The organism is Campylobacter sp. BCW_6877 (assembly GCF_001762445.1).
GTDB lineage: Bacteria > Campylobacterota > Campylobacteria > Campylobacterales > Campylobacteraceae > Campylobacter_D > Campylobacter_D jejuni.
The window spans coordinates 100,659-122,395 of record NZ_MJWW01000035.1 but is presented as its reverse complement, the minus strand read 5'-3'; the positions used below and the strand labels follow the sequence as shown (position 1 = coordinate 122,395).

The following is a 21,737-nucleotide window of genomic DNA, read 5'->3' as shown; positions in this document are numbered from 1 at the left end:
TCATATTTTAAAGGACGAAAATGAAAAAAGTTTTATTTTATGTGTTACCGTTTGCGTTTTTTGGTTGTTCTGCAACGGTTGATCCGCAAATTTCAATGAAACCACCTGCTTATGTAGAAGAACTTGCACCAAAACAAAGTAATAATGTAGAAAGTGCACCAGGATCGCTTTTTGGCAAAGGGGATAATCCTTTATTTTCAGATAAAAAAGCTATGAATGTAAATGATTTAGTTACAGTTGTTATACAAGAAAGTACCACTCAAAGCACACAAGCTAATAAAGCAACAAGTAGAACTAATACCTCAAATTTAGGCGGAGGTGCTTTAACAGGAAGTTCAGGAGTGGTAGCTAATGCTCTTAATAAAGTCAATGCTTATTCTAATATAGGCTTTCAAACCAATAGTTCAAACAACTACACAGGAACAGGCTCACAAAGCAGAAATGAAAGTTTCAATACTACAATTTCAACGCGTGTAATTAAAATTTTATCAAATGGTAATTATTTTATCGAAGGCTCAAGAGAGCTTTTAATCAACGGAGAGAAACAAATCATACAATTAAGCGGTGTTATTCGTCCTTATGACATCGGTCAAGACAATACTATAGATAGTAAATATATAGCAGATGCTAAAATTCTTTATAAAACAGAAGGTGAAGTGGATAGAAGCACAAGAAAACCTTGGGGTAGCAAAGTTATAGAAGCGATATGGCCATTCTAAAAGCAAGGTTAAACCTTGCTTCTTGGCTTTTATTCTTTTACAGCCCTACTTTTAACCTCATCTTCAACTTCAGCTAAAAATCTATCTACAAGTTCACTTTCTTTTAATTTAGCTACAACTTCACCATGTCTTATAACAAGTCCTTGATTTTTCCCAAAGGCTATAGCCACATCAGCGCCCTTAGCTTCACCTAAAGCATTTACTACACAACCCATAACACTGATATTTAAAGGTTCTTTTATATGCTTGGTTTTTTCTTCTACGATTTTAATCGCGCTTAACAAATCACTTTGAATCCTACCGCAAGTTGGACATGAGATGATATTTACTCCGCTTTTTTGCACTCCACTATCTTGCAAAATCGCTCTTGCTACACGAATTTCCTCTTCAAGCTCACCCGTCATAGAAACACGCATAGTATCGCCTATACCTTTAAGAAGTAAATTTCCTAAAGCTATAGAACTTTTTACAGTGCTATGAAATTTAGTTCCTGCTTCAGTTACCCCTAAGTGAAAAGGATAATCACAAAGCGGTCTTAATCTCTCATAAGCTTCTATAGTTTTTTGAGCATCTGAAGTCTTCATGGAAATTTTAATATCAAAAAAGTCTAAATCCTCTAAAAGCTTGATATTATACATCGCACTTTCTAGCATAGCATCGACACCATAGCCAAATTTATCACTAAATTGTTTTTCTATGGAGCCGTGATTTACACCGATACGTATAGGGATACCCCGTTCTTTACATGCTTTTACCACTTCTTTGATATTTTCTTTAGAACCTATATTGCCAGGATTTATACGCACTCCATCGATAAATTCAGCACAATATACAGCCAAATTATGATTAAAATGAATATCTACGATTAAAGGTAGAGGACTTTTAGCTTTAATCTCTTTTAAAGCCCTTGCATCAGCCATATCCAAGCACGCCAAACGCACTATGTTTGCTCCTGCAAAATAAAGACGATTGATTTGTTCTAAAGAACCTTCTATATCTCTTGTTTTAGTAAAAAGCATAGATTGAACTGAAATAGGTGCATCACCGCCTATTAAAACATTTCCTACTTTGATTTGTCTGGTTTTAAATCTTTTATACTCCATAACTTCACTCTTTGAAAAATTTTAATATCAAATTTTAACTTTTTATTGCTTTAATTAAAGTTTATTTTTGATAATATAGGAAAAATTTTTACATTTATACTAAACAAAAAAGGAGGTTATCTATGGATTTTTTTAAAAATGGTGGAGTTATTTGGATTACAGGACTAGCAGGAAGTGGCAAAAGTTATATTGCAGAAGCATTATACAAAAAATTAAAAGAAAAATACAATAATATTATTTATCTTGATGGCGATGAACTGAGAGATCTTTTAGAGCATTATGGATATGATAAACAAAGTCGTATCGATATGTCAATAAAGCGTTCTAAATTTGCACATTTTCTCAGTTCTCAAAATATGCTAGTTATCGTAAGCGCTATTTCCATGTGGAATGAAATTTACGAACACAATAAAAAAACTTTAAAAAATTACTTTGAAATTTACATAAAATGCGATTTTGAAGAATTAAAAAAACGTGATAAAAAAAACTTATATAGCAAAAACTTAAAAGGTGAAATTTCAAATGTTGTGGGAATGGATATTGATTTTGATGAACCAAAATCTAATTTAATAATTGATAATACTTATATGACAGAACTTGACAATAAAATTTCCTACATCTTAACAGCTCTAAAAGAAAAAAAATAAAGAAAAAAGCATGCAAAATCTTTTACTCTATATAAAAAATAACCTAACTCCAACCCTAGCTCAAATTCTTTTACAAGCTTTAAAAAATTCGAATAATGAAAAATTTTTTACCTTTGTTTTGAAAAATATTGAAACAATTTGCACTTGGCTCAATTCTAGCGAATTTAAGAATAGATATTTATCAATAAAACATCCTTATCCACCTTTAATCAATCCTAATTTTATAGAAATAGATGCTAGTCGACATTGTGCAGAATTAGCTTGGGATTTAAATTTACCCCTACCTAAACACTATAAATTTATCTATATTTCTCCACATGGCGTTGGAGCAGCAGCATTTTTAAGATACCTTAATCAATGTTGCGATGTAACTTGTTTTGCCTCCTGGGTTTTACCACCTGATGCCAAAGAAAGATATTGTCTTAATTACATGTGTCTAAATGACAATACGATTACTCAATATGCTATTAATATATCAGAAATTAATCTACCTTATTTTGATAAATATCTATCTTTATTGGATTTTAACTCTAAAATTATTTGCGGAGTTCGCGATCCAATAGGAATTTTAAAGCATAACTGGGGAAGAGATTGGAGTAAAGTTTTAAGAAACTATCCCTCTGAATTTAATCTAACTTATGATTGGCGTTATTATATTGACTATCTTACTCATCAAAATCATAAAATTAAAATCGATATAAACGAACTACAACAAGGAGTTTTTATCATCTCTTATTTATTAAAATATTTTAACAAAGACAATGTATACTATCTTGATATGGAAGAAATCCGCCAATCAAAGGCCTTCGATACCATGAATTTACTTGCTATAAATTTTAATTTTACCCCCCCCCATAAAGATAAATTAGATTTATTTAAAATTAAAGAATTTAGAGGTTATATTCGCTATCTTTTTCCTATCACACTCTATGCAAATTCTAAAGATATTAATAACACCTTTTATCTTAATACTCCTAAAAATAATAAAAATTTCAATATTGATAAAACTTCTAGCATTCCCATAATTTTAGACAGAAAACATATCAATCATGAAAAAATAGACATAATACAAGAAATTATAAAAAACGATCTATGTAATGATATGGGTGTATATATTGATAAAAATGATTTTAAACAATTAGAACAAAACAATCTTTTATTTTCAACAATTAAACATTATTTGTATGATTTTTTATATCAAATTAAAATAACCATAGATGAAACAGAATCAAAAATGATGAAAGAAAAAGATGTAATAGATTATTTTATAAAAAATAAATCACTTGTTTACACTTTTTTTAATATTTTTGAAAATGATCTAAATCATTTAAAGCAAAAATTTCCCAATATAATTAACTCTTGGACATACTATAAAGAATTTGAAAAATGCGTCAAGAGTTAGATGACAATATTCAGGGAAAAGATGTAAGGGGTATTTTAAAAAGAGTATGTAACTATCCCTAAATAATTTTAGCAAAAAATACCAAATAATAGGATTTTAAAGCTTACAAAAATGACTTTTTATCTTTCCTAGTTTAAAGTGTAAAAAATCCCAAATATCCCAAAAATCCCAAAATGTCTGTTTTATCCCAAAAAAACTGATTAAATGCTGTTTAAAAGGCGGATAAATACGAGCTTTGATTTTAAATTTTATATCCCAAAAGTGTTTTTTACTCTCTAGGATAGTTACATTTTTGCTTAAAATATTCTTATATTTTTTAACCTTGTAACTATCTCTATAAAACACTATATAATCATACTTTAACCACTTTTTATATAAAAATAGTATGTAACTATCTATAGCTTTAAGGTTTGGAGGATAGTTACATAGAAAACTTAAACATTTAGTTGGTTTTTATAATCTTATAATAGACTAAGATTACTTCAATTTATTTAAAAATTATTTTTATTTTTGATTTTATTTTTTAACTTTGATGATAACTTTTGCCAATTATAATGTTTTTTAAAAGATAAATATAAAGAGTGATTAACTTTTATAGAAATATATAGCTATATTTAGTTTTAGGTTTGTAAATATAGCTACATTATTTTTTAAATTAAATTATGATATATAGGTATTGCATCTATTTTTTAATTTTATAAGTTTTTTAAGCCCCAAGGGATTATTTTTTTTGAAATCATCGCTATTTAAGTAACAATCATACCTTTCCAAGATATCTTTTAACATATGTGCAAAATGCTCCATTATAATACCTTCATCTATCCTATTATTTTCAATAAAAGTTTGAAGTGTTTCAAAATAATTCATCATCATTATAATTGATCTTTTTAATTCTGGTTTTTCTTTAATTTCTTTTAATATTTCTTCATTTCCTTTTTTTCTTTTATATTTTGTTGCTCTCTTGTATAATCTCTTGCCTCTATAAAATGTTTTTCATCCCATTTAGATAATAACTGCATTGTTAAATTAAATTTATCCGCTCTTGTTTTTTCAAAAATAGAATAAGCATTTAACACCAATGAGATTGACACCGCATAGGCAGAAATGGCAGATGCAATAATTTTAACTTCTAAATTAAAATATAAACATAAACATACGATTGCAAAAAACCCGATCATCCACAGAATAAAATATTTATTTTTTAATATTTTCATTAAAATCCCTTTAATATATAATTAAATTTCATTAGAATTATATATTAATTTTTTTTAATTTAGTCAATTTTAAAATTACCTTGCAAAGTTAAAGCTTTATTCTTTGACTTTAATTTCTAATACAAAATTAAGTATATTTTTATTTATAAATTTATAATTTTAACTTAAAAAATTAACCTTTTAAAACAAAAGTTTTTAATTGCCTTTTGTAATTTTTTGTTAAATTTCTTTGAAATTAAAATCAAAGGATTTAACATGCAAATGCAAGAAGTGATTGAAAAGTTAAAAGATATATTAGCCAGTGAAGGTAAGTGTAATTTAAAAACAAAAGATATAGCCAAAGAACTAGGAATTCATCCTGATACTTTTAATTCCATGAAATTTAGAAACTCCATTCCATATCCACAAATCCTAAACTTTTTAAATCAAAGAAATATAAGCATTAATTATTTCTTCTATAGAAGTTCCCCAAAAGATCAATTAGAATGTGAAAACAAGTATAAAATTTTAAAGCTTTATAAAACAAATGCAAGTTTAGGCGGAGGTGGTATAAATGATTTGATTGATAGCTCTGATTTAATCATCGACGAAAAGGTTTTAAACTTTTTTGGAAGTAAAGAATGTGAGTTTATTACTTGTTACGGAGAGAGTATGGAACCAATAATAAAAGATGGTTCAATTTGTGTAATAGATAGAAATAAAACTTTTAAGAATAAAAGCATTTGTGTGATTAATACTAGAGATGGACTTTTTATAAAACAAGTTTTAAAACAAGATGATGGAGTGATTTTACACTCTTTAAATCCTTTATATGAAGATATATTTTATAAAAATGGAGATTTTTTGCTAATTGGTGTGGTAATTGGAGAACTTTCAAGACTATGACAGCACACAATAAGCTAAGCCAAGCTAATCTTGTCTCATCAATACAAAAGGATATAAAGATGGATAGAGTATCAGCAGACATAAGACAAGGTGTTAACAAAAGATTTATAAACGCAATTTGCAATCATAACAATGAACTTGTTTTAGAATATCTTAAAAATGGTATGAGTGTTACTAAAGAATGCATGGGTAAAGAGCCTATGTTTTATGCAGTAACTCATAATAATTTTGGAGCGATTTTACTTTTATTAAAATACGGTGCTATTTTAGATAAAGAGTACCTAGAAGAAAGCAATAAAAATTTTAGCAAAGAAGCTTTAGAATTTTTAGCCTCTTTGCTCTAAAAAGGATATGTATAATCTTGTTTTATCAGACCTACATTTTTAAGTCTGTGAAAAACAGCTTGCTTTGAAACTTCGAATTTTGAAGCAATAAGTAATATTGCTTCTGCTGCCTTTAAGTCAGGTGTTGTTTTTCTGCATTCTGCTATAAAATCTTCTATTTGTCGAAGAGGCATAAGTAGTCTTGCCGCAAATTGATTGGCTCTAGTTTCTATTCCACCATATGTATTGCTTCTATAAAGGGTTTCATAACTATCAATAATAGGATTTTCTATGCTAGGTAAAATATCATTAGCTAAATGCCCTAATTCATGTGCCAATGTAAAACGCTGTCTATTTTCATTTTTAAGCGGATTTATCCAAATAATAGGTTCACCTTTTTCATCTACGCTAATTTGACCTTCAGTGTCAATTTTATCAAGGTCAAGATCTTTAACTACATTTATACCTAATTTTTGAGCAATTTCAAACGGATTAAATGGTGGTTCTTTCATTTCCAATAAATCTAAAATTTCATAAGGGGTTTTATCTTTTATTTCTTTATAAGTCATTCCAAACCTCCTATTTGTGATTTTCTTGATCAATATCTGTCAATATAGATATTTTATCATTTATATGTAAATCGACCATTCTTTCAAATTCTTCCATAAATTCACTATTTTTTAGAATTTTATTTATAAAATCATTGCGTAATTTCTCATCTTCTATAATTTTATTTAAAAATACATCAGTTGTTTCTTTTATTAATCTTTGTTTATCACGGTTATAATATATAGTAAGCCCTATGGCAATAACAGCTGTTAAGAAAGTAGCAATAGCAACAATTAAACTTCCATAAGTTAGATAAGAACTTGCAATAGTAATAATATCAGAATTGGTGTAATTGTTTTCTATAATAAATCCTTAAATTATTTTTAATTTTAAAGGTACTTTACCATATTTTTACAAAATTAAATATTAAAGAGAGTATTTTTACTCTCTTAGCTTGCTAAAAATTCATAATCAAAAGCTCTTTACTTTCTTTTCTTTTTAAAACATTATTATTTAAAGAATACCTTACTTTTAATTCCTTAATATTAAAATCTTTATAAAGCTCTCTTATAAGCTCACAATCATTATAAGAAAGCATAAATTTACCCTTGATATTTTTTAACAACTTGCAGCGAGATGCTAATTTTTATTCAATACCAAAACTTAATGTTTCGGCTTCTACCAGTGGTGACAATGAGTTAATTGGGCTCGAAGGATATGAAACAGGTGAAATGCTTGAGCTTAGTAAAGCCTTTTTTAAAACAACGCCTAAAAATATGAAAGCTATTAAAGTTGATGGTTATTCTATGGTTCCAATGCTTTTACCTGATAGCTGGGTTGTTTTTGAAGAAACGCATAAGTATCAAGGAGATGGATTGTATATTTTAAATTTTGATAACCAATTAATGGTTAAACTTTTGCAATTAGATCCAATAAGTAAAGTTTTAGATATTATTAGTGTAAATAAGGATTATAAAAGCTATAGTTTGGACTTAAAAGACTCGCAAGTTGAGCTGATTATACAAGGCAAAGTTTTGCGTTTTATTATATAATTTAAAGGAATTAAAGTGAATATTGTGTTGCTAATATTAATAAGTATCTTTATTTTCTTTTATGTAATTATTTATATAGAAAAATAAAAGGAACACCAAATAAGCCGCTAAAAGAAATTTGGAATGAATATAAGCAGGAAATGCAAAAAATCAACGAAGAGCATAGGTAAAAAATGCAGAAAATTGATGAAAATTTTAAAAAAGAAAAAGAGCAAAATAAGGACTTGGAACTTAATAAATTTCAAATAACCTCACGCGAAATTTTTACCATAAAAACTCCAGAGAATAAAGATGTTGAGGTTGAATTAACTTGTACAGCTGGATTAATTCAAACTAGCCAAATTAATTATGAAGAGATTGTTAGAAAAGAATTTTTATACAAATGTTTTCCAGTAACTTGGAATGATTTTTTAAAGCTTAACAAGTATGAAAAAAATTGGCATATACAGTTAAAGATTGTGATGATATTGGATTGTTAAAAGAGGTTTATGAGCAAATATTCAAATATTTAAAATGACAAAGTGAACTTCCTGAATATTTTAAAAAAGATATACGATCTAGGAAGAGATATTTGCACGAATTTTCGGACCCCGTTCAAATAAAAAGCAAATTAAGTTTAAAAGCTTATCGCTACTATATCGACTTCTTTTTAATGAAATACCAGAAGGAAGCTATTTTCCTATGCAAACAATGCATAGGGGTGATGAGTTGAATGAAGCTTTATATAATACTTACTTTTTTAAAAGATGATGAAAGTATAGATATATATTATCCGCCAAATTTTTATGAAGATACATCAATTTTTAATATAGTAGAACATAGTTTTTTTAACAGTAGGGAATATTATAAAAATTACAAACTTTTAATCGTTTTGATTTAAAGCCACACTCTGATTGCGACTTTAACATTCCAAAATATATAGTAAAGCATTATTTGGATATGAAAACTATTGTTAAAGAAAATGAACATCATAAACGAATTTTTTGTTAGTTTTATTTTAATAAAGTTATATTTTAAGTTTAAGGTTTGTAGAAAAATAAAATTTCCACTTTTATGGAAGTTTTATTTTTCCAAATGGAAATTTTATTTTTCCGCCGACAAAAGATTTGTAAATTAATAAAAAAAAGATATAATTATGTTTTAATTTAGAGAAAGGAATCATATGAAACAAGGGGATTTTACAGAGGTTGCAAAGCATTATCATAATAGACCTGCTTATAGTCCATTTTTACTTGAAAAACTCGTAGCTTGTATCAATGATAAAAATAAAAATTTAAAAGATTTAAATATTGTTGAAGTAGGAGCTGGAACTGGAAAACTTACTAAGATGTTGGGAGAAATGTTTGGATGCCAAATTAGTGCTGTGGAACCAAACGATAATATGCGTGAAGAAGGGCAAAAATTTACACAAAATTTATCAAATATTTCTTGGCACAAAGGAAGTGGTGAAGAAACCTGCATGAGCAACAATCAAGCTGATTGGGTCATCATGGCTAGTTCTTTTCATTGGACAGACCCTAAAAAATCTCTCCCAGAATTTAATCGTATATTGACAGGGGGGGGGTATTTCACTGCGATTTGGAATCCTCGCCACATTGTAGAGGGTTCGGTTTTTGATGAAATCGAAAAGGAGATTAAACATATTGTTCCAGAGCTTGCTCGTGTAAGCAGTGGCACTCAAAATGTTAAAAAATGGGAAGAAATTCTTGTTTCAACAGGAGATTTCACGGACTGCTTTTTTATGGAGTGCGATTATAAAGAGTTTTGGGATAAAGATCGTTATCTTGGAGCTTGGCATTCTGTAAATGATATACAAGCACAAGCAGGTGAAAAAAGATGGAAGGAAATTTTAGAGATGATAGAAGCTAAAATTTCTCATATGCAAAGTATAGAGATTCCTTATAAAATAAGAGCATGGACAGCTAGAAAAGCATAAAATATTTCCTTTTTTCATCAGCTTGTCAAAGATGAAAAAAGGAAATAAAATGCAAAAACTAGTAGAACAAGTGTGGGATTATACCAAGCATGCTAAATTTTATAGCTATAGACCAAATTATGCTCCAAAAACTATAGATATGCTTATTAGTTTAGTTGGAAAAAAAGATATTAAAGTCGCTGATATTGGTGCAGGAACAGGAAATTTAAGCATTATGCTTTTAGAAAGAGGATGTAAGGTAGTATCTGTAGAACCAAATGATGCGATGCGTGAGATCGGGATAGAAAGAACTAAGGATCAAAAGATTGATTGGGTTAGGGCAACAGGCTTAAACTCAACACTCCAAAATAGTGAATTTGATTGGGTGACTTTTGGTAGTAGTTTTAATGTAATGGATAGAAATGAAGCCTTAGAAGAAGCGCATCGCTTATTAAAATCAGAGGGATATTTTTCTTGTATGTGGAATCACAGGGATTTAAACGATCCTGTGCAAAAAATAGCTGAAGATACTATTGTAGAATTTGTACCAAATTATACAAGGGGAACAAGAAGAGAAGATCAAAGACCAATTATAGAGAGTCGAAAGGATCTTTTTGATAATATTGTTTATATTGAAGAGGATTTTTATTTTCATCAAAGCATTGAAAATTATATTAATGCATGGAAAAGTGTTAAAAATCCTTACTGGGATTTGGAGACTGATGAAGGAAATGAATTGTTTAATAAAATTAGTGATAAAATTTCACAAAGACTTCCTAAGGAATTTAGCATAAAATATACCACTCGTTGTTGGAGTGCTAAAAAAATATAAAACTAAGGAAAAACATGGCGGAGTTAAATTTTAAAACCAAAGCACAAAATTTAAAAAATTTACAAACAAAATTAAAAAAAGCAAAAGTTCTACCTTTGGTTTTAACTTCGCTTGAAGAATTAATATCAAATGAAGATAAAGTTTTACAGGATATTCAAACTTTAAAGACTAATAGACTCATTATAAGAAGTTCTTCTTTAAGTGAAGATAGTATGAAAAACTCCAATGCAGGTGCTTTTCTTTCTTTGGCAAATATTAAAGCCGATTCTAAAGATGAGTTGTTAAAAGCTTTATATAAAGTTGCCAATTCTATGCCATCAAAAAGCGATGAAATTTTAGTTCAACCTATGCTTGAAAACATTACTCTTTGTGGTGTTGGTTTTAGTGTTGATAAGGATAATTTTTCCCCTTATTTTTGTCTTCAGTATGATGAAAATGGTTCAAATAGCTCTATTACAGATGGAAGCAGTAAGAGTGCAAAAACTTACTATCATTACAGAGATTATTTAGAATTTAAAGATATTAGACTTCAAAAAATTATAGAACTTATGAAGGAATTAGAAGTTTTATATGACTGTTGTTTTTTAGATGTTGAATTTGCATTTGCTATTCAAGATGATGAGGAAGAACTTTTTTGCTTGCAAGTGCGTCCTTTGGTTATGTATGAAAAAAATAATTTATTTTATTCTTTACCAAAAGAAGCTTTATATAGATTTTATAAACGTTTTGAGTCTTTAAAAGAATCAAGATCTAGAGTTTTGGGAGATAAAGCCATTTTTGGGGTAATGCCTGATTGGAATCCAGCTGAAATCATAGGGTTAAGGCCTAAGCGTTTAGCTTTTAGTTTATATAAAGAAATCATTACGGATAATATTTGGGCGTATCAAAGAGATAATTATGGTTATAGAGATTTAAGATCCCATCCTTTAATCCATTCTTTTTTAGGCATTCCTTATGTGGATGTAAGATTATCTTTTAATTCTTTTATACCAAAAAAATTAGATGAAAATATTGCGCACAAACTTGTTAATTTTTATTTAGATAAACTTGATAAAAATCATGAATTGCATGATAAGATCGAATTTAATATTGTTTATTCTTGCTATGATTTTAATAGTTCTAAAAAATTAGAAGAACTTTTAAATCATGGTTTTAATGAAAATGAAATCAAAAGATTAGAATTTTCATTATTAGAACTTACAAATAAGATTCTTAATCCTAGATCAGGGCTTTATTTAAAAGACATACAAAAAGTTTATAAGCTAAAAGAAAGATACGATAGCATTATTAATTCTAATTTTTCTTTAATTGATAAAATTTATTGGCTTATTGAAGAATGCAAGCGTTATGGGACCTTGCCTTTTGCGGGGGTGGCTAGGGCTGCATTTGTAGCAATGCAACTTTTAAATTCTTTAGTTGAGATTGATTTTATAACTAAAGAGGAAAAAGATGATTTTTTAAATTCGCTCAATACAGTGAGTAAAAATTTAAGCAAACAAACAAACCATCTTAATTTTCACACCAAAGATCAATTTTTGAAAGATTTTGGACACTTAAGAGCAGGAACTTATAATATTTTATCTCCAAGATATGATGAAGATTTTGAACTTTATTTTGATGTAGATCAAAAAGATAGTAAAGTTTATTTACAAGATAAAGCTTTTGTTTTTTCAGAAGAAAAGACAAAAGCTTTAAATGCTTTACTTAAAGAACATGGACTAGAAATTAATGCTTGTGAATTTTTTGATTTTTTAAAGCAGGCTATTGAAGGTAGAGAGCTCGTTAAATTTGAATTCACTAGATTGCTTTCTAAAGCTATAGTTTATATAGAAGAATTAGGCAAATATTATGGTATTGAAAAAGAAGATTTGGCTCATCTTGATATAAAAAGTATTTTAAATCTTTATTCTAGTCTTTATTCTATAAATCCAAAAGAGCAGTTTGTAGAAGAAATTAATCGCAATAAAAAAGAATATGAACTTACACAAGCTATAAAACTTCCTTCTTTACTTTGCAATGCCGATGAAATTTTTTCTTTTTATAATCATAGTATTATTCCAAATTTTATTACACAAAAGAGCATTACTGCATTTACGGCGAAGGAAAATGATAAAGATTTAGAAGGAAAGATTGTTTTAATTTATGCAGCAGATCCTGGATATGATTATTTATTTACAAAAAATATAGCAGGACTGATTACATGTTATGGGGGTGCTAATTCACATATGGCTATCCGTGCTTCAGAACTTGGAATGCCTGCTGTTATAGGAGTTGGAGAAGAAAATTTTGAAAAATATTTAAAAGCTAAAAAAATAAATATAGAATGTGAAAGTGAGCAAATATTTTGTTTATAGGTATTACTCAAAGACTTATTTGCAATGAAAGTTATTATGAAGAAAGAGAATGCTTGGCTTTGGATTGGGGAAAATTATTTAATAAAGATTTATTTAAAAATTTTACTCCTCTTCCTCTTAGCTATGAAATAGATTTTTCTCATTATAAACATCTAATAAAAGCTGTGATATTAAGCGGTGGTAATGATTTAAGTTTTTATAGTCCTAATGTTTTATCTAAAAAGAGAGATTTATATGAAAAGCAGGTTATAGAAATTTGTTTAAAACAAAAAATACCACTTTTAGGAATTTGCAGAGGAGCTCAGATGATAGCTCATTATTTTAACAGCCATATAAGTCCTTGTGAAAATCATATAGGCAAACATGAAGTATTTTTCTCAAAAGAAAAATTTATAAGCAATTCTTTTCATAATTTTGCTATTGAAAAATTAGGTGAAGATCTCATAGAACTTTGCTTAGCAAAAGATAATACTATAGAAGCTTTTAAACATAAGTATGAAAATATTTTTGGTATAATGTGGCATATTGAAAGAGAAAATGGGCTTAATAATATTCAAATTTTAAAAGAGTGGTTTAGTTTAATCAAGGAATAATATGAATGCAATTATCTTAGCAGCAGGTTTTGGATCAAGGCTGATGCCTTTAACAAAAGATCAACCAAAGTGTATGGTTGAGTATAAGAATAAAAAAATAATAGATTATGAAATCGAAGCTTTAAAATCAGCAGGTATAAATGAAATAGCTGTTGTGGGTGGATATTTAAACGATGTGCTAAAAAATTATCTTAATAAATATGATATTGAGCATTTTTTTATTAATTCAAAATATGATAAAACCAATATGGTTCATACTTTTTTTTGTGCTAAAGATTTTATGTTAAAATGCATCGAAGAAAAACAAGATTTGATTATTTCTTATGCGGATATTGTTTATTTTCAAGATTGCGTGCAAAAGCTTATAAATGCCAAAGAAGAATTTGCTATAGTGGTTGATAAGTCTTGGCGTAAGCTTTGGAGTAAACGCTTTGCAAATCCTTTAGAAGATGCTGAAACATTAAAGATGACAAATGGTTATATTATAGAACTTGGAAAAAAAGCTAATGCCTATGATGAGATAGAAGCTCAATATATAGGACTTTTTAAATTTTCTTATCAATTTCTTTCTGAAGTTATTGCTTTTTATGAAATGCTTGACCGAGATATTTTATATGATAATAAAAATTTTGAAAATATGTATATGACAAGTTTTTTGCAGGCTTTGATTGAAAAATACAACAACGCAAAAGCAGTGGAAATTGATGGCAATTGGTGTGAAATTGATTTTATGAGTGATTTAAAAATTAATTTCATATAAAATCAATAGGATCAATATCCGCACTTACATTTTTAAATTGCAAAATATAATTTTCAATTGCCACTAAAGCTTTATAATTTTCACTTCTAAGTAATAAATAAAAACGATATTTTCCATGCAGCATTTCAACTCCACAAATTCCATAGCCTACTAATTCTACTTGTTTGATATTTTTAAATTGATAGGCAAGTTTTTCACAAAGTTTTTGTGCATTTTTTTGATCTTTATCTTCTATAAGAACTCTTAAAAGGCGTTTAAATGGAGGATAAAGATCTTTTCTATTTTCTAACTCATCTTTTAAAAAAGCATCATAATCCTCTATATACCTTTCAAAAAAAGCTCTATTTTTTGTTTGTAAAAGCACTCTTGCTTCGCCTTTACGCCCTGCCCTACCAGCAACTTGCATAGCTAAAGCTAAAGTTTCTTCACTCGCTCTAAAACTAGGACGCAACAAATACTCATCAAGCCCTAAAATCACACTCAAATCCACGCTATGATAATCATGCCCTTTAGCAAGCATAGAGGTGCCAATAAGTATATCGATCTTATTTTCATTAAAGTCTTTTAAAATAGTATTAAGCTTTTTAACGCTTGTGATTTCATCGCTATCAAATTTTGCTATTTTTGCTAAAGGCAAAGCATTTTGCAAAAGCTCTAAAAGTTCAGCAGTCCCCATTTTTCTAGCTTCTAACATTTCTCCTTTGCAACTTGGACAATTTTGCTCTATTAAAGAAGTATAATTACAATAATGACATTTTAAAACATTTTTCTTTTTATGCATACTCATGGCGATAGAACAAAAAGGACATTTTATCGTTTCTCCGCAATCCTTGCAAATGATTTGCCTAAAATTAGCCCTTGTAGGTAAAAACACTATAGCTTGTTTTTGATGTTTTAAACTTTTTTCTAATTCGCTTAAAAGCATAGGCGTTATACCAAGCTCATTTTCATCATATAAAAAATGTTTTTTGCTCTCAAAAAAAGTTCCTTTTAGTCTAAAACTTTTTTGTTTGTAAAAACTCGTCAAAGATGGGGTTGCAGAACCTAAAACCACTTTAATATTATTTTTTTGACCCAAAAAAAGCGCTAAATCTCTTGCATTGATAAAAGGCTGATTAGAAGCCTTATAAGAATTATCATGTTCTTCATCTACTACAATAAGTCCTAAATTTCTAAAAGGCAAAAACAAAGCCGATCTTGCACCCGCTACTAAAAGTACTTCTCCCTTGCAAAAACGCTCTAAATATTCTTGCTTTTTTTTCTTTGAAATTTTAGAATGCCACAGGAAAAAATTATCCTTAAAATACACTTCTAAACGCTTTTTCATTTGTGGAGTAAGTGCGATTTCTGGCATTAAAAGTAAAGCTTGCTTACCCTGTTCTAAACACTCTTTTATCAAAGAAATATAAATTTCAGTCTTGCCACTACCTGTATCAGCAAAAAGTAAGGAATTATTTTCTTTTTGAAGAAAACTTAAGGCATTTTGTTGTTGATTGCTTAGCTTAGGGGTATCTTTAAAAAACATTTTTTGACATTCATATTTAGGACTGGTTTCAAAAAAGCCCAAAACAAAACCAAGTTTTGAAGCATAATAATAAACAATAAAATTTGCCAATTCAAATTGCAAAGGAGTTAAAAAATACTTTGTAATTTCTTTAATTTCTACGGTTTTAAAATCAGGTTTTTGACATTCTTTAAGCACGATAGCTTTAAGGTTTTTTTTAGTTTTTAAATCCACTAATACTTGTGTTAAAGGTTTGATTTCATCAAAACTATGAAAAGTTAAATTATCCAAATACAAACCACAAATTGCAAGTTCATAATATCTTATATCAGATCTTTGCATCTAGAACTTCCTATACACTTTAACAAGCCTTCTTTAGAATCATAAATAAATTCAACCATCTCTTTGGCGTTTAATGCAAATCTATAGTGATTTTTACCTATTTTTATCCAAGATTTAAAATCAGAATAAATAGGTGTATCAAGCAAAGAATAATCACAATCATTTAAACAATAAAAGAGTTTTTCTTTGGCTTGATTGTTTTGCGCATTATCTAAAATTTCTGGAAAATTTAAATTTTTAAGTCTCATTTGACTACGCATTAAAGCAAGAGCTGAGCTTAGCATTTCATAGTCCATTTTTAATTTTAAAATTTTAACCTCATCTTTTGTAGTATTGATAAAAGATAAAGATAAGCTTGATAAAATTCCCAAAATCAAAATCACAAAAACAAGCTCAAGCAGAGTAAAAGCTTTATTCATTTTGTCGGGAGTTCTTCATTGATTGCTTTTATTAGTTTCTTAAGTTCTCTTTCTAAAATATAATTTTCATAACTTTTTTTAACAAACGCATCTACAAAGCGTTTAAGTTCTATTTTTTTAGTACCGCCAGAAATCAAAGCGATATCATCTTCTAAAAAATTTGCAAATTCTTCACTGCACTTAACAATGAAATCTTTTGCATTGACATTAACAATGACTTGTTTTAGATTATCTGCCAAGAACAGCCTCTATTTTCTTGTAAATATCTTCGCTTTCTATATTGCGAGATTTAAGTTCTTCTTCTAAACGCATGATTTGATTACTTTTCGCTTCATTTTGTGCTTTAACGCTTACAAGCTCATTTCTTAAAGCCTCATTGGCTTCGCAAACTTCGTTATATTTTTCAATTAATTCATTTACTTTATCTGTCATAGTATTGATTATTTTTTCATCAAACATATTTTTGCCTTCTTAAGAAATTTGTAATTTATGGAAAATATTATTTGATATTGTAGCAGAAAAAAATTTAAATTTAGGTTTTTATTGTCAATTAATTTTTAATTAAAGCATTTTCTTTTAAAATTTTTTCAAAAATAAAAATAAAGTAGAAAAATGTTAGAACTTACCAGCGAATTTAAACCCAGTCCCGATCAACAAGAAGCCATAAAAGGCATAGTAAAAAGTATAAAAAAAGGCAACAAATATCAAACCTTACTAGGCGTTACAGGAAGTGGAAAAACCTTTACCATGGCAAATGTCATTAAAGAACTTAATATACCCACTCTTATCATGAGTCACAACAAAAGCCTTTGTGCACAACTTTATAGTGAATTTAAAGGCTTTTTTTCTAAAAATCATGTAGAATATTTTATATCTTATTATGATTATTATCAACCTGAAGCCTATATCCCACGCACTGATGTTTTCATAGAAAAAGACAGCTCGACCAATGAAGACTTAGAGCGTTTAAGACTGAGTACTACTGCTTCTCTTTTAAGTTATGAAGATGTAGTTTGCATAGCTAGTGTTTCAGCAAATTATGGACTTGGTAATCCAAATGAATACATAGGCATGGTTTTAATCTTTGAACTAGGTATGCAAATTTCACAAAAAGAACTTTTAAAAAAACTTGTAGATATGGGTTATAAAAGAAATGATAATTTTTTTGATCGTGCAGATTTTAGAGTTCAAGGAGATATTATAGACATTTATCCAGCTTATTATGAAGATGAAGTAGTAAGACTTGAATTTTTTGGCGATGAGCTTGATGCTATGTATCATTACAATGTTTTAGAAAATAAAAAAGGTAAAGATTTAAAACGCTTCATACTCTATCCTACAAGCCAGTTTAGCGTGGGCGAAACAAGATTAAAACAAGCGATAAAAGACATAAAAGCAGAACTTAACGAACGCCTTGCTTATTTTGAGCATGAAAATAAACTCGTAGAATATCAACGCCTTAAACAAAGGGTTGAATTTGATCTTGAGATGCTTACAAGCACAGGAATGTGTAAAGGCGTTGAAAATTATGCAAGGCATTTAACAGGGCTTAAAGAAGGTGATACTCCTTATACGCTTTTTGATTATTTTGCGATTAAAGATAGAAAATTTCTTGTTATAGTCGATGAAAGCCATGTATCTTTACCGCAATTTAGAGGTATGTTTGCAGGAGATAGAAGCAGAAAGCAAACCTTAGTGGATTATGGTTTTCGTTTGCCTTCAGCCTTGGATAATCGTCCTTTAATGTTTGATGAATTTATCCATAAAAATTGTCAATTTCTTTTTGTTTCAGCTACACCTGCACCTTTAGAACTTGAACTTAGCAAAGAAAACATCTTTCATCAAATCATGCGTCCTACAGGACTGCTTGATCCTTTAATAGAATTAAAAGATAGTGATAATCAGGTTGAAATTTTATTTGATGAGGCTAAAAAAGTCATACAAAGAAACGAACGGGTTTTAGTAACCGTGCTAACTAAAAAACTCGCTGAAGAACTTACAAGGTATTATTTAGAGCTTGGTATAAAAGTCAAATACATGCACTCAGACATCGATGCTATAGAACGCAATGAAATCATAAGAGGTTTAAGAAGCGGTGCTTTTGATATGCTAATTGGCATTAACTTACTTAGAGAAGGACTTGATTTGCCTGAAGTTTCACTCATTGCCATTATGGATGCAGATAAGGAAGGCTTTTTAAGAAGCACTACAAGTTTAATCCAAACCATGGGAAGAGCAGCTAGAAATGTCAATGGCAAGGTTTTGCTTTTTTGCAAAAAAATCACAAAATCCATGCAAGAAGCTATGGATACCACCAATGAACGCCGCAAACTTCAAATGGCTTATAATAAAAAATACAATATTACCCCAACTTCAGTCAAACGCCATATTGAAGAGAGTTTGAAAAATGAAGAGGATTTAGGCGAAATTTATCGCAAAGGTAAAAAACTAGAAAAAATGCCTGCTAGCGAAAGAGCAAAACTTGTCAAAGAATTAAGAAAGCAAATGCTTGAAGCAGCAAAAGCACTTGAGTTTGAAAAAGCTGCTGCAATTAGAGATGAGATTAATAAATTAAGGGATTTATAATAAAAATATATCCCTTGTTCTAACTCCCGCCTCATTAAGTAAAGCACTTAAAATTTCATACTGAAAGTCTTGTAAGGGACGTTTTTCTTTTAAAACTATACCTATGACCCCTTTAGTTTTTTCCCCATCTTCTATAGGTAAATACATAGCATTGGCATTAGGCAGGGTATTTGTGCAAACACCTGCTCTTTCTTTATTTGTTGCAACCCATTGAGCAATAGCAATCTCATCAGCACTAAAACAATTTTTTAACATTTGCTTATCATCGTTAAAAAACAACAAAGGTTTCGATAAAATATTGTTTTTATTTATAGGATAAATAATAATAGGTAAATTTAATAATTTTAAAGCTTGATTTCCAAGTTGTTCCCAAAGCTCTTGTTTGCTTTTCACTCTTGCTAACTTTTCACTATTTTCAAGCAAAATAGCCGTTCTATAAGCTCTTTTAGTGAGTTCTTTAGATTGCAATTTTAATCTTCTAGTAAAAACAGCTGTTAAAAATCCAACTATAAACATAGTTGTAAAAGTAATAATATTTCCACTATCATGAACTTTAAAACTAAAAATAGGCTCTAAAAAGAAAAAATTATAAATCAAGACACTTACCAAAGAAGAATAAAAGGCGAAAATTTTATTATCAGAAATAAAAGAAGAAGCAAAAACTGCTAAAATAAAAATCATAACTATATTACTTGGCTGAGTATTAAATTTATGAAATACAAAAGCTATAAAAGTTGCTAAAAGCAAAACTCCTGTGATTTTTAAAAAACCTAAAAAATCAAAACCTTTTTTACTTCGTATTTTAGGAGTAGAAATTTGATTTTCATTAACAAGATATAAATCAATATTGGGTGCTTTTTTAGCAACAGCTTCAAAAATCTCTTCTTTAAACTTTTTTTTATCTTTATTTTTACCTAAAACAATTTTAGAAACATTGCTAAGGCTTGAATACTCTGCAATTTGTCTTGCTATATCATCATCATATACGCTAATGATTTCAGCATCAAAACTTTTAGCTAGTTCTATATTTTCTTCTAAGGCTTTTTCTTCTTTAATATTGGGATTTTTTATATAAAGCGCACTCAATTTAGCATGAAAAGCTAAAGCAAGTCTTGCAGCTGCACGAATAACCTTTGCATTTGAAGCATTAATACAAACTAAAATATGCTCTCCAGTATGATAAGCTAAATCATCATTAATAAGCCTTTGTTCACTTGCTCTTAAATTCACTCTTGAAGCAAGTCTTCTTAAGGCAATCTCACGCAAAGCTATAAGTCTTTCTTGGCGAAAGAAATTTTCAAGTGCTAGTTTAGCTTGTTTTTCCTTATAAATTTTACCATCTTGCATTCTTTTTAAAAGCTTATTAGGTTCAATATCAACAAGTTCAACCTGATCAGCCTCATCAAAAATACGATCAGGAATACGCTCTTTAACTTCTATCTTACTGATATTAGCGACTAAATCATTTAAACTTTCTAAATGTTGTATATTTAAAGTAGTATAAACATCAATCCCTGCTTTTAGAAGTTCTTCTATATCTTGAAAACGCTTTTCATTGCGCAAGCCTTTAGCATTAGTGTGCGCAAGCTCATCTACTAAAACCAAAGCAGGTTTTCTCTTAAGGGTAGCGTCTAAATCAAACTCTTTTAATACTATATTTTTATAAGGAATTTCAAGATTAGCTATACTTTCAAAACCTTGTGTTAAAGCCATTGTTTCAGGTCTATCGTGAGGCTCTATATAGCCTAAAACAACATCAACTCCATTATCCCTTAAAGTTCTAGCTTCACTTAACATAGCATAAGTTTTTCCAGAACCTGCAGCATAACCTAAGAATATTTTTAATTTTGCAAGTTTGTTTTTTTCTTCTTCCTTGGCTTTAACCTCAAGTTTTTTAAGAATTTGTTCAGGACTTTGTCTTTGCATGTTTATTCTTTTTTCATGGCTTTAGCAATAGCTATATTAACAGCTAAAACATTAACCTTTTCTTCCCCAAAAATCCCTAAAAATTTAGACTCGGTATTTTCTTGAATGATTTTTTCTAGTTCTTCTTTGGTGATTTTTGAAGATTGGCTTATCCTAGGAATTTGCACTAGGGCTGCTTGAAGACTGATATGAGGATCAAGACCTGATCCTGAAGCGCTTAACAAATCCAAAGGAATTTGTTCTTTTGTAATTTGCGGATTTTCATCTAAAAATTTTTGCAAATCTTTTTGCACACGCTCTTTCAAAGCAGGATTTGACATAGCATAATTAAATCCACCTGAACTTACACTGCTTTCATTTGTATCACTTGTATTGTAATTTGACACAGATGTTCTTGAATGTAGAAAATAAGGCTTATTAAAATCTTGACCCAAAAGCTTTGAACCTACCGCTTTGCTTATATCCAAAGTCGGACGACCTTCTTTATCCACTAAACTTCCACTTGATTGATAAGGAAAAATAAATTTTGCAACTGTATTTAAAGCAAAAGGATAAATAAGAGTACACAATATTAGCATTACCACAAAAAAACTAAGCAAAGTTCTAAGCATA

23 protein-coding genes and 1 pseudogene are annotated in these 21,737 nt (G+C 28.8%); 14 read left to right on the top strand and 10 right to left on the bottom strand.

The window, feature by feature from the left end:
* The first annotated feature begins 20 nt into the window (after positions 1–20).
* Entirely contained in the window at positions 21–719 is a 699-nt protein-coding gene (gene flgH / locus AJ936_RS04355; protein ID WP_002864738.1) for a flagellar basal body L-ring protein FlgH, read from the top strand.
* Between the two features lie 29 nt (positions 720–748).
* Here the strand turns inward: flgH and ispG are convergent, their stop codons facing one another.
* Entirely contained in the window at positions 749–1,822 is a 1,074-nt protein-coding gene (ispG, locus tag AJ936_RS04350) for a flavodoxin-dependent (E)-4-hydroxy-3-methylbut-2-enyl-diphosphate synthase (RefSeq protein ID WP_002854766.1), read from the bottom strand.
* A 122-nt stretch (positions 1,823–1,944) separates the two neighbouring features.
* On the opposite strand from ispG, the gene AJ936_RS04345 reads away from it, so the two are divergent.
* Both AJ936_RS04345 and AJ936_RS04340 read left to right on the top strand, forming a co-directional pair.
* Entirely contained in the window at positions 1,945–2,469 is a 525-nt protein-coding gene (locus tag AJ936_RS04345; RefSeq protein ID WP_002876965.1) for an adenylyl-sulfate kinase, read from the top strand.
* A 10-nt stretch (positions 2,470–2,479) separates the two neighbouring features.
* Entirely contained in the window at positions 2,480–3,871 is a 1,392-nt protein-coding gene (locus AJ936_RS04340; protein WP_012006677.1) for a DUF2972 domain-containing protein, read from the top strand.
* A 914-nt stretch (positions 3,872–4,785) separates the two neighbouring features.
* On the opposite strand, the gene AJ936_RS04325 is transcribed toward AJ936_RS04340, so the two are convergent.
* Positions 4,786–5,085 (bottom strand): hypothetical protein, encoded by a 300-nt coding sequence (locus AJ936_RS04325; RefSeq protein WP_002876971.1) that lies wholly within the window; start codon positions 5,083–5,085, stop codon positions 4,786–4,788.
* 255 nt (positions 5,086–5,340) lie between these two features.
* Here AJ936_RS04325 and AJ936_RS04320 point away from each other — a divergent pair, with 255 nt between their 5' ends.
* Positions 5,341–5,970, top strand: coding sequence for a S24 family peptidase (locus AJ936_RS04320; protein ID WP_070274119.1), 630 nt, complete (start codon positions 5,341–5,343; stop codon positions 5,968–5,970).
* 59 nt (positions 5,971–6,029) lie between these two features.
* Positions 6,030–6,314 carry a hypothetical protein gene (locus AJ936_RS04315; RefSeq protein ID WP_002877661.1) on the top strand — a complete coding sequence of 95 codons (285 nt, stop codon included), beginning with the start codon at positions 6,030–6,032 and terminating at the stop codon, positions 6,312–6,314.
* Here the strand turns inward: AJ936_RS04315 and AJ936_RS04310 are convergent.
* Together AJ936_RS04310 and AJ936_RS09945 are read right to left on the bottom strand one after the other, a co-directional pair.
* Positions 6,311–6,862: an ImmA/IrrE family metallo-endopeptidase gene (locus tag AJ936_RS04310; protein ID WP_002877662.1), complete on the bottom strand. Its 552-nt coding sequence runs from the start codon at positions 6,860–6,862 to the stop codon at positions 6,311–6,313. The genes AJ936_RS04315 and AJ936_RS04310 overlap by 4 nt on opposite strands.
* A gap of 437 nt (positions 6,863–7,299) precedes the next feature.
* Positions 7,300–7,473: pseudogene (locus AJ936_RS09945) on the bottom strand (DNA adenine methylase); the annotation flags it as partial.
* Between the two features lie 100 nt (positions 7,474–7,573).
* Here AJ936_RS09945 and AJ936_RS04305 point away from each other — a divergent pair.
* The 8 genes from AJ936_RS04305 (at position 7,574) to AJ936_RS04275 (ending at position 14,348) form a co-directional block, all read left to right on the top strand.
* The gene (locus AJ936_RS04305; protein WP_022552263.1) at positions 7,574–7,894 is read left to right on the top strand and encodes a S24 family peptidase; all 321 of its coding nucleotides are present in this window, start codon (positions 7,574–7,576) and stop codon (positions 7,892–7,894) included.
* A gap of 173 nt (positions 7,895–8,067) precedes the next feature.
* Positions 8,068–8,373 carry a hypothetical protein gene (locus tag AJ936_RS10340; protein ID WP_002877666.1) on the top strand — a complete coding sequence of 102 codons (306 nt, stop codon included), beginning with the start codon at positions 8,068–8,070 and terminating at the stop codon, positions 8,371–8,373.
* A gap of 233 nt (positions 8,374–8,606) precedes the next feature.
* The gene (locus tag AJ936_RS10335) at positions 8,607–8,774 is read left to right on the top strand and encodes a hypothetical protein (protein WP_002877668.1); all 168 of its coding nucleotides are present in this window, start codon (positions 8,607–8,609) and stop codon (positions 8,772–8,774) included.
* Between the two features lie 282 nt (positions 8,775–9,056).
* Complete coding sequence (locus AJ936_RS04295) at positions 9,057–9,830, top strand: class I SAM-dependent methyltransferase (protein WP_070274118.1); 774 nt, start codon at positions 9,057–9,059, stop codon at positions 9,828–9,830.
* A 49-nt stretch (positions 9,831–9,879) separates the two neighbouring features.
* Positions 9,880–10,641, top strand: a complete 762-nt coding sequence (locus tag AJ936_RS04290; protein WP_002875996.1) for a class I SAM-dependent methyltransferase — start codon at positions 9,880–9,882, stop codon at positions 10,639–10,641.
* 14 nt (positions 10,642–10,655) lie between these two features.
* Positions 10,656–12,995, top strand: coding sequence for a PEP-utilizing enzyme (locus AJ936_RS04285; protein ID WP_070274117.1), 2,340 nt, complete (start codon positions 10,656–10,658; stop codon positions 12,993–12,995).
* Positions 12,986–13,588: a gamma-glutamyl-CDP-amidate hydrolase gene (locus AJ936_RS04280; protein ID WP_070274116.1), complete on the top strand. Its 603-nt coding sequence runs from the start codon at positions 12,986–12,988 to the stop codon at positions 13,586–13,588. The genes AJ936_RS04285 and AJ936_RS04280 overlap by 10 nt, the downstream gene beginning before the upstream one ends.
* Before the next feature lies 1 nt (position 13,589).
* The gene (locus AJ936_RS04275) at positions 13,590–14,348 is read left to right on the top strand and encodes a CTP:phosphoglutamine cytidylyltransferase (RefSeq protein WP_070274115.1); all 759 of its coding nucleotides are present in this window, start codon (positions 13,590–13,592) and stop codon (positions 14,346–14,348) included.
* Here the strand turns inward: AJ936_RS04275 and AJ936_RS04270 are convergent.
* Genes AJ936_RS04270 through AJ936_RS04255 form a run of 4 tightly spaced genes read right to left on the bottom strand, consistent with a single transcriptional unit; the run spans position 14,341 to position 17,072 of the window.
* Entirely contained in the window at positions 14,341–16,194 is a 1,854-nt protein-coding gene (locus tag AJ936_RS04270) for a primosomal protein N' (RefSeq protein ID WP_002877679.1), read from the bottom strand. The genes AJ936_RS04275 and AJ936_RS04270 overlap by 8 nt on opposite strands.
* Complete coding sequence (locus AJ936_RS04265; protein ID WP_002852324.1) at positions 16,176–16,613, bottom strand: prepilin-type N-terminal cleavage/methylation domain-containing protein; 438 nt, start codon at positions 16,611–16,613, stop codon at positions 16,176–16,178. Before AJ936_RS04265 ends, AJ936_RS04270 begins: the two co-directional genes overlap by 19 nt.
* Positions 16,610–16,852, bottom strand: a complete 243-nt coding sequence (locus AJ936_RS04260) for a hypothetical protein (protein ID WP_002854947.1) — start codon at positions 16,850–16,852, stop codon at positions 16,610–16,612. The genes AJ936_RS04265 and AJ936_RS04260 overlap by 4 nt, the downstream gene beginning before the upstream one ends.
* A complete protein-coding gene (locus tag AJ936_RS04255; protein ID WP_002852327.1) occupies positions 16,842–17,072 on the bottom strand; it encodes a hypothetical protein in 231 nt (76 codons plus the stop codon). Before AJ936_RS04255 ends, AJ936_RS04260 begins: the two co-directional genes overlap by 11 nt.
* Positions 17,073–17,225: 153 nt before the next feature.
* On the opposite strand from AJ936_RS04255, the gene uvrB reads away from it, so the two are divergent.
* Entirely contained in the window at positions 17,226–19,199 is a 1,974-nt protein-coding gene (uvrB, locus tag AJ936_RS04250) for an excinuclease ABC subunit UvrB (protein WP_014516973.1), read from the top strand.
* Here the strand turns inward: uvrB and AJ936_RS04245 are convergent.
* Together AJ936_RS04245 and kdpC are read right to left on the bottom strand one after the other, a co-directional pair.
* Positions 19,194–21,125 (bottom strand): sensor histidine kinase KdpD, encoded by a 1,932-nt coding sequence (locus AJ936_RS04245; protein WP_002861368.1) that lies wholly within the window; start codon positions 21,123–21,125, stop codon positions 19,194–19,196. The genes uvrB and AJ936_RS04245 overlap by 6 nt on opposite strands.
* A gap of 2 nt (positions 21,126–21,127) precedes the next feature.
* The gene (kdpC, locus tag AJ936_RS04240; RefSeq protein WP_002861367.1) at positions 21,128–21,736 is read right to left on the bottom strand and encodes a potassium-transporting ATPase subunit KdpC; all 609 of its coding nucleotides are present in this window, start codon (positions 21,734–21,736) and stop codon (positions 21,128–21,130) included.
* Position 21,737: the final 1 nt, after the last annotated feature.